Below are 16700 nucleotides of genomic sequence, written 5' to 3' on the forward strand. Positions count from 1 at the left end.
ATAAACATTCTGATATAATGCTTTAAAGCGATGAAGTGAAGCTTTTGAGGAGGTCAATTATGGATACAGCTTATACATTATATAGGGTTTCAACCAAGAAGCAGGTTGATAAGCAGAAGGACGATATACCAATGCAGAGAGAGGCTTGCAGAGATTTTGCGGAGCGTATGGGCTGGACTATCGGAAAAGAGTTCCTTGAAAAGGGGGTATCAGGGTTTAAGGTGTCGGCTAATGACCGTGACGCTATTCAGGATTTGAAAAATGCTGCTCTCAAGGGAGAGCTCCAGATATTGCTTGTATTTATGCTTGACCGTATCGGACGTATTGACGATGAAACGCCCTTTGTGGTGGAGTGGTTTGTAAAGCATGGTATAAAAGTATGGAGCGTTCAGGAGGGAGAGCAAAGGTTTGAGAACCGCGTTGATAAGCTGATGAATTATATTCGATTTTGGCAGGCTTCGGGTGAATCGGAGAAAACCTCAATGCGAATTAAAACCCGTATGCAGCAGCTTACCGCGGAGGGAAGCTACACAGGCGGTCCCGTACCCTTTGGATATCAGCTTGAAAAGCGGGGACGGCTTAATAAGAGGGGAAAGGAAATATACGATTTGGCTGTTAATCCTGTTGAAGCCGAATGGGTTGTGCAGGTGTTTGAAAAAACAGTAAAGGACGGTTACGGATCATATAGGGTTGCAAGTTTTCTGAACAATAACGGTGTGCGTACTCATAATGGATCTAAGTTTCAAAGTAACACCATAATCCGCATACTTCGTAATAAACTTTTTTGCGGTTACATTGTATCAGGTGAAGCGGTCTCTCCGCATATGAGAGAGTTGCAAATAGTAGATAAGGAACTTTTTGAACAGGCACAGTATATACTTGACCAGCGAGCAAAGAAAAATGATGATGAACGCCGTATTGCGATGACAACAAAAAGTCAGACTATGCTGTCGGGTATTATGTTCTGTGCCCATTGCGGAGGCAGACTGACTTCAAATGTATACCATGATACCTATACAAGAGCTGACGGAACGGTCAGGACGGGTGAGTACCTCAGATATATTTGTTATCATAAAAGCAGGAAGCTGTGCCAATGCGACGGGCAATCTACATACACAGCTAAAAAAGTTGACGCAGCGGTATGCGGGGTAATGATGGACATATTCGGAAAAATAACGGGCGCTCCCGATGAAATGGTGCTGAAAAGAAAATTTGACAAGGAAATTGCAGGCTGTAAAGCAAAGCAGACAAAAATAAATATGGAGCTGCGGAAATACACAAATCAGCTTGAAAAGCTGAATGCTGAGATTGCCGACAGTCTGACTGGGGACAGCGTTTATTCTCCCGAACAGTTATCGGCGGCTATAAACGCTTTAAATCAGAAGCTTGAGGACAGAAAGTTACAGCTTGAAGCTTTGCAGAATGAAATGGCGAACAAGAAAGCTTCAATGGAAAAGGTGAAGCCGTCATACGAAAGATTTACCGGCTGGGCAAATGAATTTATGCTTGCTTCCACAGAGCGTAAAAAGATGATTATTTCACAGCTTGTCAGCAGAATTGAAATTAGCAAGTGGTATAAGATACATCTGGAGGTGAATATGGACTATGAGCAGTTCTGCGAGGGGTGGAACAATTTGCAAAGTGCAGTTGATATTTAAGGCAAAGCAGGCAGTAATTACGGTTACTGTCTGTTTTCTTTTTATCATGCTTGACAATTGTGATAAGAATGATTATAATGATAAGAAAGAGCACATAATACATATGAGGTGAGAGCTATGAATTTAACGGAAAATCAAACTACCGAATTTAAAAGAGAATATATTGACGATATTAAAAAGACGGTAATTGCCTTTGCAAATACGGCCGGGGGACGGATTTATATAGGAATTGCCGATAACGGAGAGGCTGTCGGTGTGTCTGACGCCGATGAAGTTGTGCTGAAGGCTTCAAACGCCGTTCGTGATTCTATACGTCCCGATGTTACTATGTTTGTTTCTTATCAGATTGATAAGATTGATGATAAGGATGTTGTTGTGCTGAATATTCAGAAAGGAACGGCAAGTCCGTATTATCTTGAAAGTAAAGGAATACGTCCAAGCGGTGTGTACGTTCGTCAGGGAGCTTCGTCCGTTCCTGCAACAGAAACTGCTATTCTTAAAATGATAAAAGACACAGACGGGGATAAGTATGAGGAAATCCGCTGTACCAATCAGAATTTAACCTTTGAGTATGCTCAGAAAGAATTTGAACATGCCAATGTGGAATTTGGAGATAATCAGAAAAAGTCGCTGAAGCTTATCAATGAGGATGGAATGTTTACCAATCTTGCTCAGCTTCTGTCGGAGCAATGCTCACATTCAATTAAAGCCGCGGTTTTTGACGGAAAAGAAAAGATGAATTTCAAAGACAGAGCAGAGTTTACGGGCTCGATTTTAAAGCAGATTAACGACGCCTACGAATATATAAACCGCTATAACCGAACACGCTCGGAGTTCAAGGATATTCACAGAATTGATATACGGGATTATCCTATGGAAGCAATCAGAGAGGCGCTGCTAAATGCGGTTGTTCATCGTGATTATGCTTTCAGTGGAAGTATTTTAATAAGTATTTTTGATGATAGAATTGAGTTTGTATCAATAGGAGGACTCGTAAAAGGAATTTCCTATGAAGATATGCTGCTGGGCGTTTCAATTCAAAGAAATGAAAATTTAGCAAATGTGTTTTACCGTCTGAATCTTATTGAAGCCTTCGGAACAGGCATACCAAAGATTATGCGGTGTTACGCAGAGTATTCGCAGACACCTGAAATTATTGTTACGGATAATGCATTTAAAATTATTCTGCCAAATAAAAGCGATAATAACAGTTCATCTGAAAAAGCTTTTTCCAATGAAGAAAAAATCATGCGTCTTGTTTCGGAAAAGAAGTTCGTTAACAGGAAAGAAGTTGAAAATCTGCTGGATATTTCACAAGCAAGCGCAGCAAGAATTCTTAGAAAAATGGTTGATGAAAACAAGATTAAAAAGGTCGGCAGCGGAAAGAATGTGTCATACATCAAATGAAACGCTGAAAGTTGAAATTATTAGCTGAACGCTCATGGCATTATAGCTGTGAGCGTTTTTATATGCATTTCGTGCCGAAAAAATGCCCATTTGTCGGATTTGTATTGCTTTTTATCGAAAAATGTGATATATATAAATTGGTTATATGTTGATTTTATTCCGAGGATGCTTTGTTGAGAGAATCTCTTTTTGCTTTGACATAGCAACGTGAGTGTAAATTTGCGTTGTAGTAATTGAACTATGTCCCAGAAGTCGTTGTATGTAACGTATATCCACATCTTCCTCAAGCAATAGGGTTGCAAAAGAATGACGGAACATATGGGGAGTAATATGCATTCCGCTGTTAGCTATAGCAGCATATTTATTTATCATAGCTCTTACAGATTGTTCCGTAAGACGCTTATGTAATCTGTTTACGAAGAAATATCCGGTAGAATTTATTTCTTCTTCGAACATTTTGCGGTAATTGTCTACAGCACTTCGCACATTTACATTTTCAATTTGTATTATTCGTTCTTTAGAGCCTTTGCCGTAAAATTTTATTATATAATCGGTTAAGCTGATTGATGTTGATTTTAATGAGCATATCTCGGAAACCCTTGCTCCTGTAGCAAAAAGTAACTCTAATACTGCAATATCCCGTGCAGCGGTTTTTTTGCTGTATTCTGAAGAAGCAGATGAAAACGCTGTATATGCTGCGGCTAAAATATCTTTTATTATGCTGATTGGAATGGTTTTGGGAAGAAGAATAGGTTCTCTGAATGCTGTTTCTATTTTGCTGAACGGATTGGTATCTATAATATCTTCAATCATCAGATAATGAGTTAAGGCTTTAAGCGTTGCGATTTTCCGCTTAACTGTTTTAGGCTTGTATGTGCTATGTAAAAACACAAGGTAATTGCAGAGAACTTCTTTATTAAATTCATTTTGTGCGTGTAATGCAAATTGCTTTAAATCAATTGAATAAGCATTTATTGTTTTGACATTAAGTGATTTTCTGTTTTGGCAATAGCCTAAAAATGCTGTTATTTGGGCAGATAAATTGAACATATGTAATGTTCCTCCTTACAAGTGATGGTTTAATTATATATTGTATCACTTGTTTTGTCGATTTGCACTAAGTGGAGTAAATGAGATTAGTAAAATATTTCGTTAAAACGGGTGTATTTTTGCCAAAAATTGTTGCAAAATATTAGATTCTGTTGTATAATGTTATTAAAAGAAATTTGAACACCAGATAACTCTTTATTATCCATACATAAAAAGTAGGTGTAAAAAATGCAACTTTTATTTATTGATTTACATTGTGATGCTACTATGCCGTCTGGAGCAAATGAATTCGGCGGAGGAAACACATATTCGAGAGGCTTACTTAAAGGAATTGCCGATAATAAAGATATTTTCTGTGTGTATGTTACTCGCAAAAAATACAATAACATTAAATCACAAGAAAAGATATCGGATACTTGTTATATTGAAAGAATTGTATTAGGTGATTCTATCAATGATAAAGATACACTTCAAAATCATATCCAAGAAGCACTGGAAGAAATACGAAAAATAATTTCAAAATACAATTTGAATGATTTTATTATTCATAGTAGCTATTGGCAGTCTGGAATAGCTGCATTAGTATTATCCCGTGAATATGACACATATTATATTCATACGATTCAATCAAACGGCAAAAAGAAAAAATTAGTTAATTCCAAACAAAATAATCTGGATTATAGAATCTCCACCGAGCAAGAAATATTTTATAACGCTAAATATTTAATATGCTCAAGTTTTGCTGAGCAAAAAGAAATTCACGAATTGTATAATATTAATAGTGATAAACTTATCTTAACAAGTCTTCCTATAGCAAGGGAATTTTGTTATCCGACTCATGATAGACATAGCCGAATATTGACATATAGTATTACACAAAAGAATACAGGCAGTTATTTACCGATTGAATTTAGTAACGACTATTTAGAAACATGGTGGGTAGGCGGACCTTTTCTTTATTATGGTCGTCTTCATGTTGATAAAGGTATACCTGAAATTATTATTGCATGGGATATGTTATATGATGAGTATGGTAATAATACTCCACCACTGTGGATAGTCGGGGGAACACCAACACAAATTGCGACAATGCGTCAACTGTTAATTAACGAAGGAATATGCATAGATAACTATGAAAAACAACAAAAGCTAGTTTGGTGGGGAACACTCTCACCGGCTGATTTAAGTTGTTTGTTAACAAAATCTATGGTTTTGGTCACTCATTCAAAATATGAATCTGGAGGACTAATGGTTCTGGAAGCGATGGCCTGTTCAACACCTGTTATTGCTTCTCCTTATGGATATGCACAAAACTATATTTATAACTGGTATAACGGATTCACGGTTGAATATGGGAATACAGTACTTCTTAAAATCAGAATGTCACATTTTGTGGATAATCCCTACCTGTCGGATTTGTTAAGCAAAAACGCTAAAAAAACATACGATCATGTTTCTGACAGTATAAACTTTTTAAAAATACATTTTGATTTATATAAAGGAATATTAAAAAATGATGTTCCTATTTATTTGGAGTATAAGCAAGAAAAAAATTTAGTTCTCGAATATCAAAATATACCTGAACAATTCACTGTTGACCAAACAATTCAAGACTTTTGCAATGGTTCACCACACAGCTTAATTCAAAAATATAATTCTGCTAATTCTATTGTTATACTATTTAAGCTAAATGATAAAATATATCGAGCTGATGTATGGCTTACAACATTAAATCCATGTAAATTTTTAAATAATTCTGAACCATATCTAATATCTTCCACTGATAAAATATTAGCTCTATCAAAATTTCAGAGCATTGATGCTTTTCAAAATCTTGATTATTACAGTTTAGAAAACAAAATATCAATAATATGTGAAGAGCCAACAAAGCAACATCTCGATTTTAAAAATCTTGCAAATATAATGAATACAGTTTTTAACAGCAGTCTTTCAGGAATAAATTCAGAACCATCATTATCACATAAAATATCAATTCTTCATCACAACATAAATTATTACAGCGAATGTATCAGCCAATCACTTGAAGACGATATGCTAGTAGTTTTGAATGCTTTAAAGTCATACAATGACAGACGAGAGAAAAATATTCTTGGGATAACACCACTTATTGATTCTGAAGAAAATATACATAATTCTAAACTATATGGTGTATTTCAATGTTCAACATCAGAGTATGGACACAACATTGCACTTGTATTACGCTTGTTAAAGCTGAATCCAAGTTACAAGGGAGTTATGGAATTCAGCAATAATATAAGGAAGAGTATTGCAGCATGGTATGTATACCTAAAGATGGAAGAAGTAATGTATGGTATATTGTATTCTTTAAAGAATGATGATAAGGATAAAATTATTGATTTACTGAATTACTTAAAATAAGATTATAGGAATTTCATCAAAATAAAATGTATTGTTCATAACAACTCTATTTGAAAGAATATCCTTCAACTCTTTCATTTGGAATAGTATATTATATTGTGATATGTTTCTTAGTTTTAAAACATCAGCAAAGGAATAAAAAGCCATGATTATTTTGCTCCCACTTCTTTCCTTTTGAGATAGCTCTGCAATTTTTTTGGAAATGTACTCAATATTTTTAGCACACCATTTCATAAGCATTACAGAGATTTCATTAAATTCATCCTTGCTTTCTTTAGGAATTATCTGAAGATAATTAACTGCAAAATAAAACATTATATTGTTGTTTTCGTACTTAGAAATTAAATATACTGAATTCTTGAAATATTTACATGCAGTTTCAGCATCTTTATTATACTTTAGATGAAAAGCGCCGAAAGTGTTATTTACCCTAGCCTTATCTGTTTCAGAACAAAGATGTTCTGATATGAACATTATGGAGTTATATGCGTCACAGATTTCTTTTTCAGTAAGTTTTCCCGTTTGAATTCCATATATCAAACGATCATTTAACAACCACAAATGAAGATATTTATCTGTAACTTTCGCCGAGGGCAAGGCTATATTTTCAATTATATCAAATGCTTCCCTATATGTTTTTTTATTTATATCAGCTGCTAAATTTGCATAGTATACTGATTTCAAATAATCATTATATGGGTATTTAGAAACACCTTCAAGTAATATGTTATAAAATCCTTCTTTATCCCCTAATTCTTTTCGGCAAATAGCGCGAAATCTGATTAATTTCATTAATAGGATTTCATCGTTGCAGTTGTTGATATAGTATTCAGGCAAATGTAAAGTATCATTTGCTTTTTGGAATTTGCCATCGCGCTTATAACGAAAATAATTAAAAAGAGCATATTTGATTCTAGAAGTTGAAATAATAGATTTTTCTTTTACGCTTAATTCGTTAAAAGCATATGTAGCCTCCAAGAAACAAAAATATTCTTCCAATATATCTGTGATTTGTAAATCTTCTATATTTAAAGGTGTACAACGGTAATCATAGTCTATCATTTCATAAAGCAAATCGGAAGCAGCCTCAATTTTTTTGATTTCATTAATTGAATCATTATAAACCGATAAATAAAACAATACCCTGGTTTCGATAATATTGCTATATTCCATTTTGTTTTCAAATACAGGAATTGTTTTTCTAACAGTATTTTCAAAATTGCTTGTTTTTGAAAAATAATCGATTCTAACTTTTGTAATTGGGTTCAATTCATAATTATATATTGCAGCGATAAAATCATCGGGTATTTTTGCAAATAACCACGCTCTATGGGTAATATAATATTCCGAAATCACACGATAGGCACATTCGTTACAGATTTTTAATTCATAGCGGCTTTCACTAAAAAAACCAGTTGCTTTCAACAAATTATAAACACTTATATCGCCTATCAGCGGAATAAATTTTTGCGGTAATTGCGAATTAAAAATCCAACAGATGAAAAATACTTTTAAATATATTTCATTTTCCCTAATATATTCTGCTAATTTGATTTTGTAAATCTTCTCGCAATCAAATGGACGTATTCTAGTTGAATCAAAATTGTTTCTTGCTTTCATTTCTTCAACAGCAAGTTTAATTAAAAGCATGTTACCGCCAAAGTAACTATATATATTCTTTTTGCATATATCGGATATGTTATGACAAAGCAAATCAATGAATATTGAAGCCTCTGTATTAGTAAGTTCATTGATAGTGTATTCATTAAACAAGTTTTGATTCACTGGAATGCGTTTTATCTTTTCAAGTTCAGTGCTAGAGATATTATGACCATCAAGGTCTCTTACAATAATAAACTTTATATTATCCATTGACTTTAAAATATATTTAGATATAAATTTATCAAGCTCTGGCGAAGCAGCAGAGTAATTATCAATTATTATACAAACATTATGAACATTAAATCTCAAGAATATATTATCAATATATTCTTGGGCGATAAAGAAAATATTATCAGAATATGGATTTAAACTAAATACCTGAGTTAAAACTTTTGAAAAATCGCACTGTTGTAATATATTAGCACTATTAGATTCGTTGATATGAATGTATTCTTGTATTAGTTCGTTAATATTTATTCCAATTTGTATATTAGAGATTTGATATATAAAAGATTCAATAGTATTATATTGTTGACAGTCAATAAAGATTGTGCTGTATTTTTCAGCCATCTGATTGTCTGTGATATGAGCCAATGTGCTTTTCCCAGTTCCAATTTTACCTGAGATAATAATGCACTTTTTGTTATTGAGAATATCATTAAATAGTAAATTTAAAAAAGCTTTTTGAGTATCTAGTAGTTTAATCGGTTGCTTTATTATTTTTTTAGATGAACGATTTTTTCTTATTTTCTTACAATTTTTAAACTCTGATAGTAAAATTTGTGCCAGTTCTTTTTCCTCGGAATCTAATTTATCCATAAGCTTTTTCAACGCATTTATTGTACTATCACCGTCAATATAATGAATGGCACAATTTTTCTTTGTATTAAGCTTGTCAAGAATATTAATTGTATCTGCAGTTAGATATGCATTTGTTACTATATAGTGCTGGTCATTTAATCTTAAAAGATAAAAAATTACAGATGATGCAACATCTTTTAACCCCAAAGAGCTAAATGTTTGCCTTAATTTTGCTTCAATAGTGATAAAATTATCGCTTGTATAAATTATAGAATCTATACCTTCGTCTCTCGTTTTTTGTGTTATTCCAGAAGCACAGATGCTTTCGGTTAATTCTTCTTCAATAATTTTACATGCTAAATGTTCAAATGCTCTAGCATACTTATGAGAATCAAATGACATGATAGTTAATCCTTTTTAAGTTTTTAAATTGAAGTATGATAATAAAGAGTTATCTGGTGTTCATATAAAATTCAACCCCTAAATGAGAAAAAATCTCATTTAGGGGTTGAATTTTTGGAAAAGATGAGTATAATATAAGTAAGCAATAGGAGGAATGAGTATGCTATTACAGTTTAATTTTAAGAATTACAAGTCATTTAGAGATGATGCGACATTAGATTTAAGTGCAACTAAGATAACAGAGTTCTCAGATAGAGTAGTTGGGATAGGAAACGAAAAAGTTTTACCTGTTGCAGCAATATTTGGAGCAAATGCAAGCGGCAAATCGAATGTTCAAGAAGCTTTTAGATTTATGGCAGAATATGTAGTTCAGTCTTTTGCTTTTGGTGGAGATTCTTTAGATAAGAAAAATAAAGTACGATTGTTAAAACCAATGCCATTTTTATTTGATAACAATAGCGCAAATGCAGAATCAAGTTTTGAAGTGTTTTTTATTGATAGTGAGGAACATGGCGCTAAAACATATAATTATGGGTTTGTTTTGAATCAAGAAGGGGTAGTTGAAGAATGGTTAAATTATGCTTCCAAATCTTCAAGAGGTAAATATAAATCGTTATTTTACAGGAATGCACAGGAAAATGAACTTGATCTATCAGGTTTGCCGGCAAAAAGCAGAGAAAATATTGAAGTTTCTTTAGAAAAGGAAACACTTATTGTTTCTTTAGGCGCTAAATTAAAGATAACCAAGTTGAAATTTGTTCGAGATTGGTTTGTTAATTTGAATTTTGCTGATTTTGGAGAACCATTTGAGAATTTGATTATGTCACGTCTTATTCCGGATGGGTTTGATAGCGACCCAAATGTTAGACAGAATGTAGTTAAATATTTATCTTCTTTTGATAATTCTATTGTTGACTTTAACATTGAAAAAGTCCCTGGAGATAAGGATGAAGATGATGATAACTTCAAGATAGAAGCCGTTCATAAAGTTATCAATTCAAATGCAACTGCTGTTATTCCATTACACGAAGAATCAGCAGGTACATTAAAAATGTTCTCATTATATCCTGTACTTCATGAGGCATTAGAAACCGGAAGTGTTCTTTTTATTGATGAATTGAATGCAAGGCTTCACCCATTGCTAGTGCGTAGTTTTATCATTACATTTTTAAATCCTGAGATTAATGTTAATCATGCTCAGCTTGTATTTACTTCACATGATTCGTGGCAGCTAAATGGAAATTTATTGCGTAGAGATGAAATATGGTTCACAGAAAAAAATGATGATGGAATCTCTACTCTTTATTCGCTTGCGGATTTCATTGATGAAGATGGAATAAAAATTAGAAAAGATGAAAATTACGAAAAAAATTATCTTTTAGGTAAATACGGCGCAGTTCCATCGCTGAAGGCTTTAGATATGTTCAAAGGGGAATAACTTTGAGTAGATCTGATAGAAACGGAAAAAGGAAGACCAGAGAGCAGCTTTCTAAACGTGTTCCTGAATTGGGATATTATTTTATTGTAACTGATACTAAAGAGACAAAGCAAAATTATATGTATGGATTGCGTGATTCTACTCCGCAGTCCATACAAGAAAAATTAGTTATAAAAGTTGTTAGGTCAAGAACAGTGGATTTGGTAGATAAAGCTATAAGCCTTGCGGCTCTAAATCCTCAATATAGTGAAGTTTGGATTGTATTTGACAGAGATCAGGTTAAGAACTTTGATAATATTATTTCCGAAGCTTTAAAAAGAGGTATGCATGTCGGATGGTCAAATCCTTGCATTGAAATATGGTTTCATGCATACTTTGGCTCGATGCCAATGTTTCAAACATCCGTTTCTTGTTGTAATGGCTTTGAGGATTGTTATGAAAAGAAAACTGAACAAAAATATCTAAAATCTGATATGGATATATATCGTAAGCTTTGCTTATATGGTAATGAAGAAAAAGCAATTAAAATTGCAATTCAAAGGTTAAAAAATCAGATTAAGGATGGAAAGGATAAGCCTTCAGAAATGATTTCATGCACTACAGTACATGAACTTATTAACGAAATAAAATCAAAATTAGGGGATTAGCTATGGTGAATAAGTTTATTTTCACTTTAATATCCACGTCATGGGTATGGGTGGTATATGGAATTCAAAGCCAATGGGTATTACCATATAATAAATTTATTCCTACAGCAGCAATTTAAAGTCGAAAGACAACACCTTTTCTATTAGTAATGAAGATGAACTTAAGAAGCTTTTGTGGGGAATTGAACAGAGATATTATACAACAATTGTTGGCAATGAACCAAGAGTTGCAAATTCAATAATCGCATTATCGGCACAGTAATTTATATTAAAGAATAATTGGCTCATTTTAAAAGGGATATACAAATGAATGACGAATATTGCAGAATTTACAATGAACTTATAAAAGATCAATGCTCTAATATAGTAATTGACTATGATTTACAAAATAAAAGGTATATTTATCACCCATTTAGTCATATGAAATCTGATACGGCATTAAATGACCTATACAATTTGTTGGTTGATAATATTGTGTTTTATGCATATTCAGAAGAAGAGATAGTGTCAAAAAATAAGATAGGTTTGTTAGACGATTTGAGAGTTGCAGCTAAGTATGCTTTTTCTGAACGATTACCACAGAGAATTAATCCAAATTCTGACGGAACATTAGGCGAAGTACTTTTGGATTTACTTATTCAAGTATTTGAGCCGATGTCTCAAAAACTAATTGCAAGGGTCAAATTTACAGAAGTTGAAAAAAGAAAATATGAAATCACAGGGTATGATGCATTATATTTTTCAATGAAAGATCAGCAGGTAACATTGTGGCTTGGACAAGCTAAAGCTGGTACAGAGCAATATTGTAAAAGTGGTATAAAAGAAGATCTAAACACAAAATTTTATCATGAATATTTTGCAAATGCGGCGTTTTACGTAGCTGATAGATCTGATTCACCTGAATTAACCAATTTGTTGAGTGCTATTAATAAAGTTTGTTTTGAAGCTCAAAAAAATCATTGGGATATTAATATTAAAATAAAAGAATTATATAAAGTGTTGAAAAATAATAATGTCAAAATCAAAATACCTTGTTTATTGGCCTATACCAGCGATATATATAAGAACGCTGAATTAGAAAAACAAATAAATTCTATAGTTACAAAAATGCAAAAGTATTTTGATGAAACTGATTTTAAGATTAATTTAGATTTACCATGTGAAATAAGATTTTATATATTTCCAATAAAGGATGTTTCATACGTTAGAAAAATGTTTATTAACTTAAAGAAAGAGACTGTATGATGCTTGAGTATATATTTGAATTGATTGATCTTATAAATAATTTTGATGGAAGCGTAAAGTCTGAAAATCGAATGAGGGATTTGATCTGTTTTTTATCTGATAGTGATGACGTTGAATATAAAGGTCTTATTGAGCCAGTTGTATTTGAAGCATCAGAAAAATTGAGGGTATTTGGATATATTTATGGTAAAAATTCGATAACCAAACCTGATAATATGATGGGAAGTTTGGGCGAAATAAAACATGCTTCAATTCAAAATTACTATACCTCAAAAGTGTTTTCTAATAATTTGTTAGATAAGAGACAGAAGGAAATTATTGAATGCTACCAACATTTGGAATGCAAACGGTTGCTGGTGAGCGCACCTACATCTTTTGGAAAAACATTTATTTTGCGTGAAATTCTGTTTTTAAACCAAAACCGTTATAAAAATATACTTTTAATTTTCCCTACTATTGCACTATTAAATGAAAATACGGATAGTATGAAAAATTTAATAGAATCATTAGGAGTGGCATACAATATTATAAATAATGTTTATTCAGGAATAAATCCATTAGATAAGAATATTTTTATACTTACTCCAGAACGAGCGCTGAAATTATTGTCCGATAATGATGATTTAAAAATAGACTTTTTCTTTTTTGATGAAGTGTATAAAATTGATGAAGATTTTACTGTAGATGAAGATTGTGAACATGAGGATTCTACTGTTCAATTAAAGGAAGATAAGGGGAATAGAGCAAAGGCATTTAGAATTGCTCTTTATTTGTTAACAAAAAAAGTTTCGGATTTTTATCTTGCTGGTCCCTATCTAAATTTAAATAATTTAAAGTCTGGGTTACATAAATATATAAAGAATAATAATATTACTATCAAGCAGATTGATTTTGAGCCTACAATGAGAATTGAAATTGATGCTTGGAAAAAAGGTGTTATTCAAAACCATCCTATTTTAGGTAAGAATACGATAAACATTTACAATAAAAACAATTTGAGTACGGTTGATAAAATTTTAGGTATAATCAAATTTATTGAAAATAATAAATTAGGTCAAACTATTTTTTATTGTTCTACTCCTTCACATTCAATGGGATATGTTCGTGAAGTAATAGACCATTTACATGAAAAATCCAATGCAGATATAAATCATGATTTTATAGAGCACTTAAAAAATAGGTATGGGTTTAAAATTGATGGTCGTGGTAATAGCGCTCAATATTGGAGTTTAGTATGCGCACTTGAAAATGGATATGGAATTCATCACGGAAAATTTCCTAAATATGTGCAAAACGAAATTTTGAAGATGTTCAATAAAGCTAAATTCAGTTCTCTTTTTTGTACTTCGACAATTATAGAAGGCGTAAATACTAATGCACATAATGTTGTAATAATTAATAGCAGTGTAGGTAATTCTTCAATGTCTGCGTTTACTATGAAAAATATTAAAGGTCGTGCAGGACGATATTACCACAATTACATTGGTAGGGTATTTTATACTGATAAAAAACAGAAGGATATTTCCAATGAAAATCAGCTTCAGTTAAACTTTTCAACCTTTGACGTGAAGCCTATTTTAAATGTTGATCTTGACAAATATTGTTAAGCATATAGAAAGAGAAAATGGAAAAGGAAAAGATCCAATGGATACTATTGATAGGGCATATATACAGGCTTTTGATCAAATACGTAATATTGTTGAGTATGAAATTCCTAAATTGCTGTGCCTATTTGAGGCGCTGTATGCATGCGCTGCTAGTAAAAAAGGGTATGATGTATCTGATTTTAATTTATCTGTTATAATTAGATTCTATGAGTTGGGGGTTACAACCGAATTTGGATTATCACTTGTTGAATTCGGGTTTCCAATTGATACAATTAAAAATTTAGAACGAAGATTTCCTCAGTTATCAAATCTTTCGACAAAAGAAGCTATTGGATTTTTAAGGCAAAGGGGAAATTCAACCGTAGTAATATCGGTTCTTGACAAGTACGAATTATCACTGTTTAGAAATGCAATTAAATCATTTGAAAAATAAAACATATTACGTGAAGCTGTTATTTGAATTGCATTTCACAAGAAGTGGAAAGCTTATTTTGGTTTATATTTACCCAAGATATAGCAAATTAGATTTAAGAAATATATTTTTGTCAAGATTATAAAGCAGATGCTGTATTTATATTAAGGTGTAAATTCGTTACATCGGTAGAGCATGCGGCTGTTAACCGCAGGGTCGTTGGTTCGAGTCCAACTTGGGGAGCCACGTCGAACAAATCCGAACCATTCAAACGGTTCGGATTTGTTCGTTTTTTGTCCCGGAAAAACCGTGTTTGGACTTGTTGTTAAATTCTAAATTTTTTACCCACACTGTAAAGTGCGGGCATTATTATACAATCAGGTTAGCTATCCATAACTTAATTAACTGAATATTTATATCAGCAATCTTATCCGAATACAGCGCAGATTTTTGCCCTGTGCAGTATTGGAATTTCCTTAATTTGATTTTCCTGCGACGTCAATCACTTTAAAGTAAATTCATAGGATATGATTCGACGCTTGCAAATATATTTACTACTCCTTTTTTCCTTGAGCTTCTAACATCTGAGACATTCTTTCATCTATCCTTGCTTTGTTTTTATTATTAAGCCGACTGAATTTTTCAGTAAAAAGCGAGGGAGATATACTACTGATAAATGTCTTATCATTTGTTCTTCCGGCTATATAGTCCAGTGAAACGTTATAATAATCGGCTAATTTAATTGCTTTTGAAAATGGTATATCAGTTTCTCCGCGTTCGTACTTTCCGTAATGATTAGCGGAAACTTCAATTATTTCGGAAACTTCCGCTTGAGTTAAATCCGCGTCTTCCTTTAAGTCCTTTAATCTTTGATAAAACGCCATAAATATGACCTCCTGAATTATTTACTATATAAAATTCTATCATATTTATGGGTTTAATATTTAATTATCAAATATATTTGGTATATTATGTCAAACTATTGATTATATTTATTGTTTTTGTAGATATAATTAATAGATTATAATTCCCTCTTGGGCATGGGAGAATGTACAAAGTAATTTATTATTGTTCATAGGTCTATAAGCATTCTTAAACGATTATCTTCATTGACTCCTGCGCTGCCCGAATCATAATCAATGCTTGAAAGCATAATACCGTCGAGCCTTCGCTGAATAGCCGAATCGGAGAAAAAGGCATATTTTAAAAGAGGAAAGTGAAAATCAAGCATTGATGGTATTAAAACGGTTAGTTTTTCCTTATTTTTCATTGAATTTTATCCTCCTTACGGTATTTAAAGCTTCCTTGTTTTTAAAAGCCTTGCGTTTATCCTGTTCAGCAGGAGATTTCAGCCAGCAGGAGTTTCATTTTTTTTACGCCCCGCTTCTGTGAAGCTATAATCGCCTCTAGTATAGGCTTAAGCTCCGGACATATATTGAATTTCAGAGCGTTTTCAGACATTTGTATCGCCCCCTGATGATGAGGTATCATTTCGCGCATGAAATTTGCGTCTATGCAGTTGTCTGAACATGCCGTTTTCATTCTGCGGAACATGATATTAAGTATTTCGTCGTTATTGAATCTGTAATAGGAAAGTTCATTTTGGCAGTTGAGCGTTTGTCTGCATTTACTCTCAGACGCAAGCATATTTTCAATGCTTTTCCTTTGTGAAGCTATTATATTTAGAGCAATATTCTGCAAAGGACAGTTAATAGTATATTTAAGCAGGTTTTCAGACATTTCAATCGCTGCAAGGTGATGCGGTATCATTTGCGCTATAAAATCCCCTGAAATACTTTCCGTAGGCTTTATATCGGTCATATTTTTTATCATTTCAACAAGTATACTTTTAAAATCACAGAGATATTTATCTGTGTTTATGCTTAGCTTCATATTCTATACCTTCTTTCTTATTACATATTATGCCGCAGCATTGTGTTTGTAACAAAAAAGCTATGCCGGACTCTTCGG

Annotated in this window: 13 protein-coding genes; 8 read left to right on the forward strand and 5 right to left on the reverse strand. The window is 32.5% G+C overall.

Features of this window, described 5'->3' with window-relative positions:
* Window positions 1-59: 59 nt before the first annotated feature.
* The gene (locus ACYQ0N_RS00335; RefSeq protein ID WP_177532969.1) at window positions 60-1658 is read left to right on the forward strand and encodes a recombinase family protein; all 1599 of its coding nucleotides are present in this window, start codon (window positions 60-62) and stop codon (window positions 1656-1658) included.
* A 117-nt stretch (window positions 1659-1775) separates the two neighbouring features.
* Window positions 1776-3065: an RNA-binding domain-containing protein gene (locus tag ACYQ0N_RS00340; protein ID WP_177532970.1), complete on the forward strand. Its 1290-nt coding sequence runs from the start codon at window positions 1776-1778 to the stop codon at window positions 3063-3065.
* A gap of 141 nt (window positions 3066-3206) precedes the next feature.
* Here the strand turns inward: ACYQ0N_RS00340 and ACYQ0N_RS00345 are convergent, their stop codons facing one another.
* Window positions 3207-4115 (reverse strand): tyrosine-type recombinase/integrase, encoded by a 909-nt coding sequence (locus tag ACYQ0N_RS00345; protein ID WP_177532971.1) that lies wholly within the window; start codon window positions 4113-4115, stop codon window positions 3207-3209.
* Window positions 4116-4343: 228 nt separating this feature from the next.
* Here ACYQ0N_RS00345 and ACYQ0N_RS00350 point away from each other — a divergent pair, with 228 nt between their 5' ends.
* Window positions 4344-6515 (forward strand): glycosyltransferase, encoded by a 2172-nt coding sequence (locus ACYQ0N_RS00350; protein ID WP_460161572.1) that lies wholly within the window; start codon window positions 4344-4346, stop codon window positions 6513-6515.
* On the opposite strand, the gene ACYQ0N_RS00355 is transcribed toward ACYQ0N_RS00350, so the two are convergent.
* Complete coding sequence (locus ACYQ0N_RS00355; protein WP_460161573.1) at window positions 6507-9380, reverse strand: P-loop NTPase family protein; 2874 nt, start codon at window positions 9378-9380, stop codon at window positions 6507-6509. The two genes, ACYQ0N_RS00350 and ACYQ0N_RS00355, sit on opposite strands and share 9 nt — an antisense overlap.
* Window positions 9381-9540: 160 nt before the next feature.
* On the opposite strand from ACYQ0N_RS00355, the gene ACYQ0N_RS00360 reads away from it, so the two are divergent.
* The 5 genes from ACYQ0N_RS00360 (at window position 9541) to ACYQ0N_RS00380 (ending at window position 14750) form a co-directional block, all read left to right on the forward strand.
* A complete protein-coding gene (locus tag ACYQ0N_RS00360) occupies window positions 9541-10818 on the forward strand; it encodes an AAA family ATPase (protein ID WP_177532983.1) in 1278 nt (425 codons plus the stop codon).
* Window positions 10819-10820: 2 nt separating this feature from the next.
* Entirely contained in the window at window positions 10821-11465 is a 645-nt protein-coding gene (locus tag ACYQ0N_RS00365) for an RloB family protein (protein ID WP_177532984.1), read from the forward strand.
* 306 nt (window positions 11466-11771) lie between these two features.
* A complete protein-coding gene (locus ACYQ0N_RS00370; protein ID WP_177532985.1) occupies window positions 11772-12710 on the forward strand; it encodes a Hachiman antiphage defense system protein HamA in 939 nt (312 codons plus the stop codon).
* Window positions 12707-14317, forward strand: coding sequence for a DEAD/DEAH box helicase (locus tag ACYQ0N_RS00375; RefSeq protein ID WP_460161574.1), 1611 nt, complete (start codon window positions 12707-12709; stop codon window positions 14315-14317). The genes ACYQ0N_RS00370 and ACYQ0N_RS00375 overlap by 4 nt, the downstream gene beginning before the upstream one ends.
* A gap of 37 nt (window positions 14318-14354) precedes the next feature.
* A complete protein-coding gene (locus tag ACYQ0N_RS00380) occupies window positions 14355-14750 on the forward strand; it encodes a hypothetical protein (protein ID WP_177532988.1) in 396 nt (131 codons plus the stop codon).
* 533 nt (window positions 14751-15283) lie between these two features.
* Here ACYQ0N_RS00380 and ACYQ0N_RS00385 read toward each other — a convergent pair.
* From ACYQ0N_RS00385 to ACYQ0N_RS00395, 3 genes are all read right to left on the reverse strand, one after another.
* Window positions 15284-15613: a helix-turn-helix domain-containing protein gene (locus ACYQ0N_RS00385; RefSeq protein ID WP_177532989.1), complete on the reverse strand. Its 330-nt coding sequence runs from the start codon at window positions 15611-15613 to the stop codon at window positions 15284-15286.
* Window positions 15614-15801: 188 nt separating this feature from the next.
* Window positions 15802-15999, reverse strand: a complete 198-nt coding sequence (locus tag ACYQ0N_RS00390; RefSeq protein WP_460161575.1) for a hypothetical protein — start codon at window positions 15997-15999, stop codon at window positions 15802-15804.
* Between the two features lie 65 nt (window positions 16000-16064).
* A complete protein-coding gene (locus tag ACYQ0N_RS00395; protein ID WP_460161576.1) occupies window positions 16065-16622 on the reverse strand; it encodes a DUF305 domain-containing protein in 558 nt (185 codons plus the stop codon).
* Window positions 16623-16700 lie beyond the last annotated feature (78 nt).

The sequence above is a fragment of the Ruminococcus sporogenes genome (assembly GCF_054655175.1).